General features: G+C 38.3%; 17 protein-coding genes. 15 read left to right on the forward strand and 2 right to left on the reverse strand.

Going from position 1 to position 16,236, the window contains the following annotated elements:
- Positions 1–17: 17 nt before the first annotated feature.
- On the reverse strand, positions 18–803 hold the full coding sequence (locus H4J56_RS04260) for a TSUP family transporter (RefSeq protein ID WP_182244085.1): 786 nt from the start codon (positions 801–803) through the stop codon (positions 18–20).
- 449 nt (positions 804–1,252) lie between these two features.
- On the opposite strand from H4J56_RS04260, the gene H4J56_RS04265 reads away from it, so the two are divergent.
- From H4J56_RS04265 to H4J56_RS04320, 12 genes are all read left to right on the forward strand, one after another.
- Positions 1,253–2,035, forward strand: a complete 783-nt coding sequence (locus H4J56_RS04265; RefSeq protein WP_070374085.1) for a DUF3450 domain-containing protein — start codon at positions 1,253–1,255, stop codon at positions 2,033–2,035.
- Positions 2,035–3,378 (forward strand): MotA/TolQ/ExbB proton channel family protein, encoded by a 1,344-nt coding sequence (locus H4J56_RS04270; RefSeq protein WP_070374084.1) that lies wholly within the window; start codon positions 2,035–2,037, stop codon positions 3,376–3,378. Before H4J56_RS04265 ends, H4J56_RS04270 begins: the two co-directional genes overlap by 1 nt.
- Positions 3,378–3,902: a MotA/TolQ/ExbB proton channel family protein gene (locus H4J56_RS04275; protein WP_146798594.1), complete on the forward strand. Its 525-nt coding sequence runs from the start codon at positions 3,378–3,380 to the stop codon at positions 3,900–3,902. Before H4J56_RS04270 ends, H4J56_RS04275 begins: the two co-directional genes overlap by 1 nt.
- Positions 3,903–3,914: 12 nt before the next feature.
- Complete coding sequence (locus tag H4J56_RS04280) at positions 3,915–4,316, forward strand: biopolymer transporter ExbD (protein ID WP_070374082.1); 402 nt, start codon at positions 3,915–3,917, stop codon at positions 4,314–4,316.
- 3 nt (positions 4,317–4,319) lie between these two features.
- A complete protein-coding gene (locus H4J56_RS04285) occupies positions 4,320–4,934 on the forward strand; it encodes an energy transducer TonB (protein WP_070374081.1) in 615 nt (204 codons plus the stop codon).
- A 5-nt stretch (positions 4,935–4,939) separates the two neighbouring features.
- Positions 4,940–6,211 (forward strand): lipopolysaccharide assembly protein LapB, encoded by a 1,272-nt coding sequence (locus tag H4J56_RS04290; protein ID WP_182230112.1) that lies wholly within the window; start codon positions 4,940–4,942, stop codon positions 6,209–6,211.
- Positions 6,212–6,959: 748 nt separating this feature from the next.
- Positions 6,960–7,361: a DUF3718 domain-containing protein gene (locus tag H4J56_RS04295; protein ID WP_182230111.1), complete on the forward strand. Its 402-nt coding sequence runs from the start codon at positions 6,960–6,962 to the stop codon at positions 7,359–7,361.
- Positions 7,362–8,021: 660 nt separating this feature from the next.
- Positions 8,022–8,183, forward strand: a complete 162-nt coding sequence (locus tag H4J56_RS04300; protein WP_182221648.1) for a hypothetical protein — start codon at positions 8,022–8,024, stop codon at positions 8,181–8,183.
- Between the two features lie 38 nt (positions 8,184–8,221).
- Positions 8,222–8,614, forward strand: coding sequence for a response regulator (locus H4J56_RS04305; protein WP_182221585.1), 393 nt, complete (start codon positions 8,222–8,224; stop codon positions 8,612–8,614).
- Between the two features lie 52 nt (positions 8,615–8,666).
- On the forward strand, positions 8,667–9,221 hold the full coding sequence (gene apt, locus H4J56_RS04310) for an adenine phosphoribosyltransferase (RefSeq protein ID WP_220465244.1): 555 nt from the start codon (positions 8,667–8,669) through the stop codon (positions 9,219–9,221).
- Between the two features lie 8 nt (positions 9,222–9,229).
- A complete protein-coding gene (gene dnaX / locus H4J56_RS04315; RefSeq protein WP_182258932.1) occupies positions 9,230–11,452 on the forward strand; it encodes a DNA polymerase III subunit gamma/tau in 2,223 nt (740 codons plus the stop codon).
- 63 nt (positions 11,453–11,515) lie between these two features.
- Complete coding sequence (locus H4J56_RS04320; RefSeq protein WP_146798582.1) at positions 11,516–11,845, forward strand: YbaB/EbfC family nucleoid-associated protein; 330 nt, start codon at positions 11,516–11,518, stop codon at positions 11,843–11,845.
- A 255-nt stretch (positions 11,846–12,100) separates the two neighbouring features.
- Here H4J56_RS04320 and H4J56_RS04325 read toward each other — a convergent pair whose 3' ends face one another.
- Positions 12,101–12,457, reverse strand: coding sequence for a winged helix-turn-helix transcriptional regulator (locus tag H4J56_RS04325; RefSeq protein WP_404842393.1), 357 nt, complete (start codon positions 12,455–12,457; stop codon positions 12,101–12,103).
- A gap of 136 nt (positions 12,458–12,593) precedes the next feature.
- On the opposite strand from H4J56_RS04325, the gene H4J56_RS04330 reads away from it, so the two are divergent.
- The 3 genes from H4J56_RS04330 (at position 12,594) to gltS (ending at position 16,207) form a co-directional block, all read left to right on the forward strand.
- Positions 12,594–13,925: an aldehyde dehydrogenase gene (locus tag H4J56_RS04330; RefSeq protein ID WP_182243457.1), complete on the forward strand. Its 1,332-nt coding sequence runs from the start codon at positions 12,594–12,596 to the stop codon at positions 13,923–13,925.
- Between the two features lie 79 nt (positions 13,926–14,004).
- A complete protein-coding gene (locus H4J56_RS04335) occupies positions 14,005–14,790 on the forward strand; it encodes a 2OG-Fe(II) oxygenase (protein ID WP_182243458.1) in 786 nt (261 codons plus the stop codon).
- 217 nt (positions 14,791–15,007) lie between these two features.
- On the forward strand, positions 15,008–16,207 hold the full coding sequence (gene gltS / locus H4J56_RS04340) for a sodium/glutamate symporter (RefSeq protein ID WP_182217975.1): 1,200 nt from the start codon (positions 15,008–15,010) through the stop codon (positions 16,205–16,207).
- Positions 16,208–16,236: the final 29 nt, after the last annotated feature.

Raw genomic sequence — 16,236 nt, forward strand, 5'->3', positions numbered from 1 at the left:
ACGACCTCTTGACCTTGTTATTGAGTGAACCACGCATGATAAGTTAAATTTGCTGACATAGAAATAACGACGATGATGAAAACAGGACGAATAAAGCGGTTACCAAACTTTATTGCCCAATGTGCACCCACAGCAGCACCTAGCATGATAAATATACCCATCGAAATACCGATAATAAAATTAACATAACCAAAATAAATAAAGGTTAATAAACTACAGAAATTACTGACAAAATTAGTTGAACGCGCCAATCCGCAGCTCAGTAATATGTTTATTTTGTAGAGTGCACTTGAGGATGCGGTCCAAAATGCCCCGGTTCCAGGGCCGGCGAAGCCATCGTAAAATCCTAAGAGTAAACCCTGAATACTTTGGGTGATTTTTAAACGAAAAGTTAACGCAGGTAGGCCCTTTAACTCAGTGACAATGGTTTTAGAAAACAGGGTGTAAATGGCAGTGATAACGATAACAATAGGAATAAATTTTTCTAGAAAATCACCTGACAAATAGCCAACAGCAAACGTGCCCACAACAGCACCTATCGCCGTATATAAAATAGATAAACGCCAAAATTTGGGATCAAATAGCTTTTTACGATAAAAAGTCACTGAAGCAGTTAATGAACCAAAAGTAGCGGCAAGCTTATTGGTACCTAAAGCAAGATGTGGTGGTAAACCGGCCGAGAGTAATGTTGGAACAGTTAGCATACCACCACCGCCAGCTATTGCATCAATGAGCCCTGCGATAAATCCAATGGCACATAAAGTAAACCAAATTTCAAAATTAAAAGTTGAATCTATAAACATAAATAAATATAGGTAAATTAGTGCTATAGGCGAATAGTAGCACGGTTTTAATCTTTAAATATGTCAAATTACCAACCTTTTTTTTATAAATATTATCAATATTTCAATAAATAAATTTGACTTAGTACGAATGAATTAGTAAAACTAATAGGAGCAAATATATTTACAGAAAATTGTGTTTGTTTAGTCGCCTAATTTATTCAGAAAGTTACTGCAAATCACTTATGATTTTTTTAACTTAATGTTTATTTTTTGTAACGAAACCAGCAAATTTATGTAATTTGCTGGTAATTAGCAGCCTTTTTTATGTACCTAGTTGACAGCAACGCTGTCGTCTGGGAGTATTGCATTGTTTTATTCTAGAGAAATAAAAACTTAAAATGGCAGATTATTAAATTTGCGTTAACATCTCCATGTTATCCACATTCAATAGCAATTGGTTGGGAACTATGTCCAAATTTAGCAACAAGAAAAGCCTTATCGCTTCGACGATAATTGGCGCACTAGCATTAACAGCAAGCAACTTCGCTTCTGCAGATGCATTATCAGAACTACAAAAAGCAGAAGCTAGCACTTTTCAAGCTTCTAAAAAATCACAACAAAAAATCAATAGTATTTATGAACAAACTATTGAGCTTTTAGGTGAATATCGTTTAACTGTTGATGAAGCTGAAACTTTATCTCAATACAATGATCACATTCAATTGATGGTTAATGACCAACTTGCGAATATCAAATCTTTAGAAGATCAGATCGCTGGTATTGACAAAACTAAACAAGGTATCGTTCCTCTTATGTATAAGATGATTGATACGTTAGACAAGTTTGTAGCGTTAGATATTCCTGTGAATATTGAAAATCGTAAAGAGCGCGTTGCTAATTTACGTGACGTGCTAGGCGCTTCTGATATTTCGGTATCTGAACAGTTTCGTTTAGTACTTGAAGCTTACGAAATTGAAGCAAACTACGGTACTGTTTTTGCAGCTTACCAAGGTGAGCTTGATTTAGGCGACCGTACAATTACTGCTGACTTCGTTCATATGGGCCGTGTAGCTCTAGTTGCTCAATCACTAGACATGAAAAATGTTTGGGTTTGGAACAATGAAACACGCGGTTGGGAAGCATTAGGCGATGAATACTTAAAGCCTACTAAAGATGCAATCGCTATGGCGCGTAACCAATTACCAAAAGACTTGACTAAATTACCAGTATTTGCAGCGGGAGCGAAATAATGAGAAAAATTATTAATTTTGTAATGCTTGCTGCGTCAATGACTGTAGCAACTTCAGCCGTAGCTAATGACTTGGATGATTTATTAAAACAAGTTAAAAACGATCGAATTTCTGAAGGCAAGCTTGATAAAGCGCGCGAAGCAGAGTTCACTTCAGCTCGTGCAGACAAGCAAGCACTTTTGAATAAAGCTAAGAAAGAATTAGCTAATCAAAATACACGTAACGACCGTTTAACTAAAGAATATGCTGCTAACGATATTACTATCGCGCAACGTTCAGTTGAATTAGACAACGCTAAAGGTACTCTTGGCGAAATGTTTGGTGTTACTCGTGCTGCTGCCGCTGATGCTTACGGTCAAATCGTAACATCAATTGTAAGTGCTGAATTTCCTGGACGTGGCGCAACATTAGATGTTATTGCCAACTCTAAGAAAATACCTGAACTTGAGCAACTTGAAGAGTTATGGATTGCTTTACAAACTGAAATGACTCAATCGGGTAAAATTTCACAGTTTAGCGCTGAAGTAACAAGCTTAGATGGTTCAACCTCTACGCAAACTGTTACACGTATTGGTACTTTTAACTTAGTATCTGCTGACGGTTTCTTAAACTACAATGATGAAGTTGGTCAAATTCAACCTTTGGCTAAACAGCCAGCGGGTTATATTTCTAGCACAGCTTCTGATTTCTTTGGTGAAACTTCTGGCTATCATCCTCTATACGTAGATCCTTCACGTGGCGGTATCTTAGCCCTTGAAACTCGTAAGAAAGTTCTTATGGAGTTCTACCATGAAGGTGGCACTGTTGGTTATGCAATCACAGTATTACTTGTTATTGGTTTCTTAATTGCTTTAGAGCGTATGATTTTCTTAACGACTATTAGCTCTCGCATCAAGACTCAAGAAAAGAATATTGAACAGCCTAATGATAACAATCCACTAGGACGTTTAATCAAGGTTTATCACGAAAACAAAAATGTTGACGCTGAAACACTTGAACTTAAACTTGATGAAGCTATTTTACGCGAAACACCGAAAATCGATCGCGGTATCAACTTAATCAAAATGTTTGCTGCTATTGCTCCATTAATGGGTCTATTAGGTACAGTAATCGGTATGATTATGACTTTCCAAACGATTACATTGTTTGGTACAGGCGACCCGAAAATAATGGCTGGTGATATCTCTCTTGCACTTGTAACAACTGCATTAGGTCTAATTTGTGCATTACCACTTATCTTAATCCACAGCGTTGTTGCGGGTAAAAGTAAGTCAGTATTGCAAAAGCTTGACGAGCAAAGCGCAGGATTAATTGCTGCCATTGCTGAGAAGGAGTCTAAATAATGTTATTCCTGATAGAGCTTTGGGAATCTGTCAGGAGTTTTATTGCGACAGGTGGTAACGTATTATATGTTGTTGCCTTCGCTCTCTTACTGATGTGGGTAATGATGATTGAACGCTACTGGTTCTTATCAAGAATTTATCCTGCAATGAAAGACGATATCGTCAATCGTTGGGATGCACGCCAAGATACTACATCTTGGTATGCCCATCGGATTAGAGATACTTGGATCTCCGAAGCGACAGAATTACTAGAGCAACGTATGCTCACAATTAGAACCTTAGTGGCAATGTGTCCACTGATTGGATTGCTAGGTACAGTCACCGGTATGATTGGTGTGTTTGAGACAATGGCTCAACAAGGTACAGGTAATCCGCGTCTGATGGCTGCTGGTATATCAATGGCTACTATCCCGACAATGGCGGGAATGGTTGCTGCGTTATCAGGAGTGTTTTTCAGTACAAGGTTAGACGCTAAAGTTAAACTAGCAAAGGCTAAACTGATTGACAGTTTACCTCATCACTAGAGAGATATTCGAATGGCACGTAAACGTATTCGTGAAGACGAAGAAGCAGTAATTGATATGACACCGATGCTAGACATCGTATTTATCATGCTGATCTTCTTCATAGTAACCACTTCATTTGTAAAAGAAGCTGGTATTGAAGTTAACAAACCTAAAGCCGCTAACCAAAGCAAGCAAAAATCAGCTAACATCTTTATTGCTGTTAGAGAAAATGGCGAAATTTGGTTAGATAAACGTCGCGTTGATGTCGAACGTGTTGCTGCTAACATTGAAAAATTATTAGCAGAGCAACCAACTGATGTTGTTATCATTCAAGCAGACAAAGATGCAAAACATGGCATAGTTGTTAAAGTGATGGATGCGATTAAAGATGCAGGTATAGATAGAATTTCTATTGCTGCAGCGAAGGGGTAGTCTATGGTTCGCTTTTTAGTTTCATTACTACTAGGCGCAGCGGTTACTTTTGCACTATTTTCTTTTATGGCTTTTCTTGTTTCAAGTGGTGACATGACGAAACAAGATCCATTAGATAATATTATTGTAGAAGTTAATACTACGCCGCCTAAGTCAGCAGCAGAACGTCGACAGCGTGTACCGCCGCCGCCGCCACCGCCGCCAAAAACGCCACCTAAGCCTCAAGCTCCAGAGCCTGAAGCTAATAACAACTCAGGTGGACTAACGTTTAATATGCCTAGTGTGCAATTATCTGGTGCTAATTCAGGTATGTCTGCTCCGGGAGCTGGTTTTGGACGTGACGGTGATGCATCGCCAATCGTACGTATTGACCCTAAGTATCCACAGCAAGCCGCTCGTGATGGTAAAGAAGGCTGGGTTAAGCTTTCATTTACCATTACCGAACTTGGTGGTGTTGAAGATGTTGAAGTCATCGATTCAGAACCGAAACGTATATTTGACAGAGAGGCTAAACGCGCTTTGAAAAAATGGCGTTACAAGCCAAAAGTTGTTGACGGTGTTGCTCAACGTCGTCCTGGTTTAACGGTACAACTAGACTTTAGTATGAATAAGGAGTAATCAGAATGAATAAGATTTTTATATCCATATTGATCATAGGTTCAGTAACGATTGCTCATTTGCCTTTATCTCCTGTAGCTTATGCTATAGGGGAAGAACAGAGTGAGAGACAAGAGCGTAAAACACAGCTTGTTGGTCCAACTGTTGGTAAAAAGGTAGCCAAAGCTTTTGAAGCTTACGGCGTTGAAGCTGAAGATGGTTCTAACATCGATAATGCTCTGACTTTGCTTTTAGAAATAAATGCAAAAAAAGATTATGATATTGCTTTTTTAGATCGTTTTATTGGCGTGATGTATGCGCAGAAAAGTGACGAAAAGAATGCAATTATCTACCTTAACAAAGCACTTGCACCTGATATCTTAAATGAGAAAGAGCATGCCGACTCACTGAAACTAGTGGGTGACTTGCAGATGCAAGTACAAGGCTATAAAGAAGCGCTTGTTGCTTATGATGCTTGGATGAAATTTACAGGGGAAACTGATGGTAATGTTTGGATCAAAATAGCTCAGGCTAATTTAGAACTTAAACAATACGCTAAGGTTATTCCTGCTGCCGATAATGCTATCGCGGTTTTTGGTGATAAGAAAAACCAAAACCCACATGTTCTTAAATTAAACTCTTATTATGAACGTAAGATGTTTAAAGAATGTGTTGAAGTTTTAGAAACAGCAGTGCAATTATTCCCTGAAGTTAAACTATTTTGGACTCAATTAGCCTCGTTTTATGCGATGGTTGAAGATTATCCAAAAAGTTTACAGACATTGGATCTAGCTTATAAGCAAGGCTATCTTGATAAAGAAAACGAAATTAAGATGCTTGCTAACTTGTATGCTCAAAGTCAAATTCCACATAAAGCAGCTGTTTTAATGGAAAAGTATATTGATTCGGGCGTTGTACCTCGTGATGACAAAAACCTCTTTACTTTAGCTAACAGCTGGCATGCTGCTCAGCATATAGGTAAAGCTGCTGCTTACTACGGTGAATTAGCCAAAATGACTAATTTATCTAAGCATTACAGCAAGCAAGGTATGTTGTTAAATCAAGATGAGCAATTTGCTAAAGCGATAGTTGCTTTAAAGAAAGCCATCGAGATTGGTGTTAGTAACGAAGGTCGCTTGAACCAAAGTATTGCAGAATCATACTTTTATCTTGAAAATTATAAGCAAGCCAATGTTTATGTACAAAAAGCATTAAAAGACCCTAAGTCACGTAGAACGGCTAAAGGTTGGGTTACTTATATCAAAGATACCGCAGCACGTAAGAACGTTTCTATTTAACTTCTTTTGTCTTTGCGTTAAAAACCAGCCTTATGGCTGGTTTTTTTATCGCTAAAATTCCTTCAATTCAAAAGATACTTCGTTAAATTTAGTTGATTATCCTTGATAAATTTTTAGACTGACCGCCTCATTAAAATAATTGAGCCCTTGTATAGTGTGAAAGCACATAATGTTTAAGACTACCAATCACTAAATGAGATTGGCTTCTAATGATCACTTTTGCCACTTTGAAGACATTCGCATTTTATAATACATACTAAAATTTTTTGTATATTTTGATATACGCGGACATGATTGAACATTCATATTACTTTGGAGTGTGCCCGATAGCGGTCGTTGACATGTTTGTATTGCATGATTTATTGCAGCTCGTCCACCTTGTATAAAGTAGACTAAAATGTCAGCTTTTTTTACAGCATATAATACATTGCACTGCAAATATGTATATTTCCGAGGTGTAAATATGTATATTTCCAATCTAACATTAGATTTTGCTCTATATTTTGAGTTTTTAATTAGCTAGTGTCCATTTTTTTTACACTTATTATTTCAAAATTAATATTACTTTTAGTTACACATTTTAATCGCATTTTATTCATACAATTAGGCTTTACCAATTCTGAATGGCGCAAAAAATGCCTATAACCGTACGGATGAGGATGTGTTAAATAGCTTCCTATCTCCCGTTAACTATTCGAGAGTTTTAGTTAAGTTGTACCGGGTACTTGCAACTATAAAGGAGTCAATTATGAAAATTTTAACTTTGGCAGTAGTGTTCGTATTATTAGCTTTCAATTCTAATGCTACCAAGTACGAGTTTATTGCAACAGATAGTAATATTGAGACAAAAATGTGTGTGTTTGCTGGAAATAATAATAAAGATGGATTAAAAAATGCACTGAGATTGCGTATGATTAGTTCTGCGATTAATTCAAAACGCTTTGCTGTTAATTCTGTTACTTGTAATGATATGGTAATGGCGCATTTTGCCCATAAATATGATGCGTTAGATACTTTTTCGTATTTAAACCATTTTACCTCCAAAAAAGATAAAATACCTACCACAAGTGTTGAAATAAAAGATATCGCAGCCGTTTTTAATCACAAAAATGAAGAGATTAAAATCATTTATGTCGGCTCGGCTAAATAAATAGCATATTGAAAATTTAGAGTTAAACTTTTATAACTTACTATAAAGTTTAACTCTTCATTCAATAAGTTAATGTTAAGTTTAGCATACAAATATCTGCTTCTTACCATTGGATATAAATTACTGAAATATCTATCTGTCAGTTTTCTTACCCAAAAGCTGAGCAGTAATTAGAATCTATTTAATAATCCAGAATGACTATTTTGTAGCAGAATTTAGCGTCTATATATTGAATGCCAAGTAAAACTATAAACTTGCAGACGTTATGGTTTTGTTTTCATTATATAATTTTATTTTGTTTTTTATACCGTGAAATCAGTCTCAAAACTGATTTTAGGTATGTCCGCTATGGCAATGATTATTTAATTAGCTGTTTGCCTGCTTAAGACAACTAACGGGTGTATAGTGACATCAACAAACATTCAACATTTTAAAATTTTACTCCTTATTTGCGCACAAAGTGATCCTAAATATTCCGGTTTATCTCAAGTATTATGACTGAACCGTCGTCTTTTCAAAAAGCCATCTTAACTGCATCCCCTTAAAAACGACCAAGTGTAAATGAGTCTAATATCAATCATTATGCCTAGCCACAAAGGCCATGATTTATCATTGATCTAGATCAACTTTTACTAGAAATAAATCTTGTTGTCGGCTAGAATGCGCGCTGAATATTTTCAAGTTAACGAGATCAACATGTCACACGGCGAAGACTTCAAAGACAGCTCATCTATATTTCATTTATTAGCAGCGATTATTGTATTAGTTTCAGCGCCACTTTTGCCTATGGTAATGGGTTGGTTCACTCTGCTTTCAAATTAGTATTTTCTCGTTTAATTAAAATAAGAAGTATTAATACTATGGTTATATTACTCGCTGATGATAAGCAGAACGTTTTAGATTTTATTACCCCGTTACTCGAACAACAGGGTCATATCGTTGAAACTGCAGGCAATGGTTTAGCTGCCTTTGAAAAGGCGCAACAGCAGCATTTTGACCTCTATATTATTGACCATCTTATGCCTTTTATGAACGGTATTCAGTTAAGTAAAAACCTTCAAAAAAAACCTTTTACCGTTAACACTCCTATAATTTTCATGACAACTCAAAACACTACTGATGTCATCGCTTTAACTCGTTCACTCTATTTTCATGCCATTATTGCCAAGCCTATTAATGAAAACAGTTTGTTAAATGCAGTAAATGAAATAAATCAATTAAATAATACCAATACAAGTCGTTATTCACTGTAAATCATCGTACTTTTGCTTTATTCTTTAGCCATGATAAATTTTTACTTTTGATATGCTAACGATGACCGATACAGAACTCTCTCTTTTACAAAACTCTATTCACGCCGTACCTGATTATCCTAAACCAGGCATTTTATTTCGTGATATTACCGGCTTACTTGATGATCCGGCTGCTTACCAGTTAACCATAGATTTATTTGCTGCTAAATATAAAGATTCTGGCTTTACTAAGATTCTTGGTACTGAAGCTCGTGGCTTTTTTTTTGGTGCACCTTTGGCATTAGCGCTTGGTATTAGCTTTATTCCTGTCCGCAAACCAGGCAAGTTGCCAAGAGCGACAATTAGCCAAAGTTACCAACTTGAATATGGAACAGACACCTTAGAAATTCATCAAGATGCACTAACCGCAGATGATAAAGTTTTGATAGTTGATGATCTACTTGCCACTGGTGGCACTGTTGAAGCAACATTCATGCTTGCTAAAAAGCTTGGTGCAGAAGTTACAGATGCTGCATTTGTTATTTCATTACCTGATTTAGGCGGTGAAAAACGTTTAACGGATCTTGGCTTATCGATTTATTCTTTACTGCAATATAACGGCGATTAGGCAGTCATATGAGTTATCAAGTATTAGCACGTAAATGGCGCCCTAAAAAATTCACAGAATTAGTGGGTCAAGAGCATGTTGTCACTGTGCTAGTTAACGCACTAGAGCAGCAACGTCTTCATCATGCCTATTTATTTACCGGTACTCGTGGTGTCGGTAAAACAACGATAGCTCGAATTTTTGCTAAAAGCTTGAACTGTGAACAAGGGATAACTTCAACGCCTTGCGGTGTTTGTGATACATGCCAAGATATTGACCAGGGCCGTTTTATCGATTTACTTGAAATTGATGCGGCTTCTAAAACAAAGGTTGATGATACTCGTGAAATACTTGATAACGTTCAATATGCACCGACACGTGGCCGTTATAAAGTTTATTTAATTGATGAAGTACATATGTTGTCTCGTAGTAGCTTTAATGCGTTATTAAAAACGCTTGAAGAGCCACCTGAACATGTGAAGTTCATTTTAGCGACCACAGATCCTCAAAAGCTTCCGGTAACTGTGTTATCTCGTTGTTTGCAATTTCACTTAAAAGCATTAACCGTCGGCCAAATTGAACAAAAGACTCAGCAAATTCTTACCGCTGAAAACGTCTCAGTTGAACCCGGTGCTTTAACCTTATTAGCTAAAGCCGCTCGCGGCAGTATGCGTGATTGTTTAAGTTTAACCGACCAAAGTATCGCGCAAGGGCAGGGAAGTATTACTCTCGCCAATGTTCAACAGATGTTGGGTGGTGTCGATCAAAATTGGGTTTTTAAAATACTGATAAGCTTATTAAAGCAAGATCCTAAAGCACTAATGCTGCTTTCACTCGATATAGCCTCATACGCACCTAATTACAGCCGCTTAACCGCAGAGCTTATTCAGTTACTCCATCAAGTTGCTATGACGCAAGTTGTTGGTCAACACTTTGATTTGTCGCCTGAGCATAACCAATTGGTTGATAAGTTCAGTAAAGCAATGAGTGCTGAAGATATTCAACTTTATTATCAAATAGTGCTCAATGGCCGTAAAGACTTACCTTATGCGTCTGATGAACAAGCAGCCTTTGATATGCTTTTACTGAGATTATTAGCATTTACACCAATCAAAAATAGCGAAAGTTTACCCGATACTCAGGTCAGTCAAACCAGCGACTTTGACGATGTAAGCTTTGCTAAAAGCAATATTAATAAACCTGATAATTTTGTTGCGTCTTCTTTAGTTGAGCAGCCCCTAGTCGAGCAACCATCAGTTGATCAGCCTATAGCCGATTTAGCTGAAAGTATACCAAACCTTATAACGGGTAATGCTTCGCCAGTAACAACAAGTCCTTTAGAAGAACAATCTATTATTACTTCGCCTGAGTACTCAGCTGTACCCGAAGCGCCCTTAGAGCAAGAGCATCCTGCGATGTCTCCCTCTATAGACTCAGCTGAAGAAAGTAGACCTAACCTTATAACGGGCAATGCTTCGCCAGCAACAGCAAGCCCTTTAGAAGAACAATCTATGATTACTGCGCCTGAGTACTTTGCTGTACCCGATGCGCCCTCAGAGCAAGTGCATCCTGCGATGCCTCCCTCTATAGATTTAGCTGAAATAGCCCCAAATATCGATACGCCTACTTCTCAATCGCCTATAGAAAAAGCTATAGCGACCCGGAACATGTTACGTAGTCGAAAAAAAGGGTTGGAAAATAGCGCAAAAAAGTCAAATGACGCTAAAGGGCGTCAAGACACAAAGAGTCCAGATGTTCTTGAAGCAATAACTCAAGAAGAGCCTCGTTCAGATGTTCCTGCATTAACATCTATTTCTGAGCAAGCTTTTGATGTTAGTGCGATAGATCCAGCAAAAATACGCTCTGCTAATCAAGTCGACAAATGGGCAAATATGATTGACGCCATGTCGTTAACAGGGCGACTGCGTCAATTGGCAATACATGCAACCGTTGATGAAAGGTCTACCGACGATTTATTGCTACTTAACTTAAATCAAGCGACTAAACATTTAAACAGTGATGTTGCTCATAAAAAGTTAGAACAATGCATCTCTGATTTTTTACAACGAAAAATTACGGTAGAATTGACGATTGTCGATGAGACCTCGCATGATCCGTATCAAATTCAATCACATATTAATGATAAACGTTATGACTATGCGAAAGAATTATTACAAAATGATGAAATCATTATTGGTTTGAAAACTCATTTTCAAGCACAATTAGATGAAAATTCGATTGTAGCATTGTAACTGCTACTTGATATTTGTCGCGTTAAGATCTATCTTTGGCGGCAACAGAACTTTGGAGAAAAAATTATGATGAAAGGTGGCATGGGCAACTTAATGAAACAAGCCCAACAAATGCAAGATAAAATGGCTAAAGCTCAAGAAGAATTAGCTAAAATGGAAGTTATTGGTGAGTCAGGTGCTGGCATGGTTAAAGTGACTATGACAGGCGGACACAGTGTTCGACGTGTTGAAATTGACGACAGCTTAATGGCAGACGATAAAGATATGCTTGAAGATTTAGTTTCAGCCGCGTTTAACGATGCCGTTCGTCGCGTTGAAGCACAAAATAAAGAAAAAATGGGCGCTCTAACAGGTGGTATGCAATTACCTCCTGGGATGAAAATGCCGTTTTAAGCTTTACTCCTAATAAAAATGGCACCTTTAAGGTGCCATTTTTGTTTGGGCAAGGATTTAAGATAACACTCAAATAGATTCTTTAACGTTTTGGCACGTCGTTTATAACAGAGTTTCAATAAACTGTCGGTTTAGCGCGTTTTGGAGCATTCTGTTTATTAGTCCCAGGCTCAGGTTAAAGGATAGCGCCGTCTGCTTTTCCATATAAAGGGCTATAATTTACTGTAATGCCGTGGCAACTGCGCCGCTTTATAGTTAAATATTGTTTGCTTGTGTCCAATCTTTGAGCTTTTCTAAAATATCTAATGCGGTACGGCCAAAGTCGGTGATTTCATACGCGACGGCAATAGGACGATCGCTAATAACTTCACGCGTTACTAAGCCTTGAACTTCTAATTCTTTAAGGCGTTGATCAACCATCTTTTTACTTGCGCCCCCTAACATGCGAGATAATTCGTTAAAGCGTACGGGCCCATCTTTTAAATGCCAAAGGATAGAGGCTTTCCACTTCCCCCCTAAAACGCGCATACCTCGCTCAATCAGACAGGGTTCTTCACAGCTTTGTGAATTTATTTTTTTTACGTTACTTGTTGTTTTTATTGTTTTTGTAATCATTATTCTATTTTTATCTTAGTGGTTACTAAAAGTATACTGGTTGCTTTAATTAACCACTCTAGCATAATGTGAGTATATAACCAATTTACTCTCTCGATGCATTAATGTTAATGCAATCTTAGGAAACTATTTTATGCCAAAACTTATCTCATACGATCCCATTAATAGAGCGCCTTTAGGCGAAGTCCCTGTTACTCAAGCCCCACAAATGGCAGCGGTTGTGTTACGTGCAAAGCAAGCACAAAAAGCTTGGTCAGCACTGTCTCTTGAACAACGCCAACAAAGTGTAAACAAGGCCTATAAAGGGCTGGCTATGGTTGAAGACGAACTGGCATTATTAATTAGCCAAGAAATGGGCAAAGATCACCGAAGAGCAAGTTATGAAGTGGCTGGCACCGTTCAGAACGCCTCTTATTTTACTGAAGAAATAGTGCAAGCGCTCAAAAGTGAGGCGATAACAAACAATGCACAAATGCAATATCGCCCCTTAGGTGTGGTTGCGGTTATATCGCCTTGGAATTATCCACTGGCCATGGCGAATAACTTGCTGTTACCTGCATTAATTGCAGGTAATAGTGTGGTGTTAAAACCATCAGAAGAAACACCTTTGGTTGCTGAACTTTTTGTTAATACACTCAATAAATTATTACCTGAAAACGTATTACAAATAGTGCACGGTAATGCAGATACCGGCAAAGCTTTAGTTGAAGCCGATATTAATATGGTCGCCTTTACCGGTTCACTCGCGGCTGGTAAGCATATTATGGCAAGTGCAGCAGCAGGGCTTAAACGCTTAGTTATGGAGTTGGGTGGTAACGATCCGCTTATTGTGATGGCAAACGCAGATATTAACAAAGCGGTACAATTTGCTGTTGCAAGTTCTTTTGAAAATGCCGGGCAAATGTGTACGTCTACCGAGCGCATTTATGTTGATGAGCAGATCGCCGATGAATTCGAGCAGAAAGTTACGGCTTTAGCTAATCGTTATCAAGTGGGCGCTTGGGATCAAAAACATGTCAACTTTGGCCCGATTGTTAATCCTAAGCAGCATGCTCATGTTTTATCGCAACTTAAAGATGCACACGCTAAAGGTGCAAAATTTTTATTAGGGACACATCACTACGAGTTGCCTTATATACAGCCTACTGTTGTCACTGGTATTACCGCTAATATGCTTTTAGAGCAAGATGAAACCTTCGGCCCTGTGGTGGCTATTAGTCGCTTTAATGAGTTGTCTGAAGCGGTTGAACGAGCCAATGCCAGCTCATATGGTTTAGGTGCTGTGGTTTTTGGTCATGATGGTGCTAATAAGGTTGCAGAGCAAATGGAAGCGGGGATGGTCGCTATTAATCAAGGCGCTGGAGGCCTTGGACCTTGGGTTGGGGCGAAACAAAGTGGTTTTGGTTTTCATGGCACGGCAGCTGGTCATCGCCAGTTTACCCAGTTACGCATTATCAACCAATAGCAATACACTATGGTCAGCACAACCCTTTAACTAAGCAAATGCGTTAAGGCCAGTATACCCATTATTGAAAGAGTAAAATATGAAACAAACAATAGACACAAACACTGACTTTTTTGTCGCCGCATTAGAAGCCGGCGCAGAGCACCCGGCTTTACCTGCATGGGGGAACCGTCAGGTTAATCCTGCTAATTTGAGCAAAGATTTTGATATCAGTCATATTGAACGTCGAGAACTGATAGAGGTGCCTGGAGCATTTCAATTATTGAATGTCTTGAGCAAAGATGAGTGCGCGCAGCTTATCGATATTAGTGAACAATTAGGTTTCTTGCCAGATGCTGCCGTTTCTTTACCGCGCAGTGTTCGACACAATGACAGTTTAACCTGGATAGTTGATGAACAAACTGATGGCACTATTTGGCAACGAATTGCGCATTTAATGGACGACCGACAGGCTATTTTTGGTGGTCGTAAAGCGTTGGGGATCAATGCTCGTTTTAGATTCTATCGTTATAACCCTGCTGACTACTTTAAGCCTCATTCTGATGGCTCTTGGCCGGGTAGTCGCATTATTGGTGACGAGCTAGTCACTAATGCTTATTCTGACCGATATAGTGAAATGACTTTTTTAATCTTATTAAGTGAAGACTTTCAAGGTGGAGAGACACGTTTTTTAGTCAATGCTGATGATCCCAACCAGCCAGCATCAAGAAATGACAGGGTTAAAAATGTCGATGTTCGAACCCCAGTAGGCGGTATATTATGTTTTCCTCATGGTATGCATCCTTTACAATGTATTCATAGCTCTCTACCTATTACTGAGGGGATTAAATATATCATTCGCAGTGATGTTTTATTTGAATTATAAGTGTTCCTCAATGGCCAAGTCGCTTTACATTGACGTGTGTAAAAGTGCTTTGTCGTCGGTAGAGCAAATCTAATAACTTTTAAGGTGACTGCTTATTGAACACGTAAAGAATATCAGTCAATATAGCTGAGATATTTTGTTAGATGAGTATTAGCCTTATTGACGCGCTTATTTTTAGTCTTGCCATGGAGAGGAAAAGTAAAATTGGATATACCTTATGATTGAAATGCCCTTTGATAATTATATGTCTTACACTATAGGTATAGTGGTATTTTTTATGGGTGTGTATTTAACAAAAAATATTAAGTTTCTCCGAGATTTTAATATTCCAGAGCCAGTAACGGGGGGCTTGCTTGCTGCTTTATTTATCTATGCAGTCTATATTTTCACGGGTAGCGAAATAGCGTTTGACTTATCAACCCGAGATCGACTGTTAGTCTATTTTTTTACCGCTATTGGGCTCAACGCTAGGTTTTCTGATTTAGTTAAAGGGGGAAAACCTCTGCTGATATTATTAGTATTAACCCTTTCTTTTATTGTGATCCAGAATGTTGTTGGCATAACCAGCGCAATACTTCTTGATTTACCATCAACCATTGGCGTGTTGGCTGGCTCGGTTTCTTTAATTGGCGGTCATGGCACAGCAATAGCTTGGGCTCCCGATGCTGTTGAACTTGGAGTACCTAATGCTCTTGAAATAGGTGTTGCAGCTGCTACGCTTGGACTTGTTGTAGCGAGTTTAGTTGGTGGACCTATTGCTAAATATTTATTGGCTAAGTACCAGCTTTCAAGTGAATCAACAGCAAAGCCTTCTATCGGTATTGCTTATCATAAAACGGATACAGAGTCCTTTAGCCACCTGAGTTTTATGGCGGTATTACTGGTTATTCATATTTGTATCATTATTGGTTTTTTTGCCAATAAGATGTTTATGGAGATGGGTTTAAAATTACCGCTTTTTGTGACTTGCCTGTTAGCAGGAATTTTACTGTCCAACACGGTTCCTCATCTCTTACCTAAATTACATTGGCCCGCTAGAACTCGCTCATTGGCCATCGTTTCTGACTTTTCATTGAGCCTATTTTTAACTATGTCACTGATGAGTATGCAACTTTGGACCCTAGCTGATTTAGCCGGACCATTATTTATAATTTTAGGTGTACAGACCTGTGTTGCGGTGTTATTTATTATTTATATTTTATTTCCATTAATGGGGCGAAACTATCAAGCCGCTGTTTTAAGTGCCGGCTTTGGTGGTTTTGCGCTGGGGGCAACACCAACCGCTATTGCGAATATGACGGCGGTGACTAAAGCGCATGGCGCTGCACCAATGGCTTTCATTATATTACCTTTGGTCGGTGCATTTTTTGTTGATATTACTAATGCCTTTATCATCAGGATAGCCCTAAATTTTTAAAGCGCATTGACTTTGCCTACATCGAGAAA

This window comes from Colwellia sp. BRX8-4 (genome assembly GCF_014077345.1).
GTDB lineage: Bacteria > Pseudomonadota > Gammaproteobacteria > Enterobacterales > Alteromonadaceae > Colwellia_A.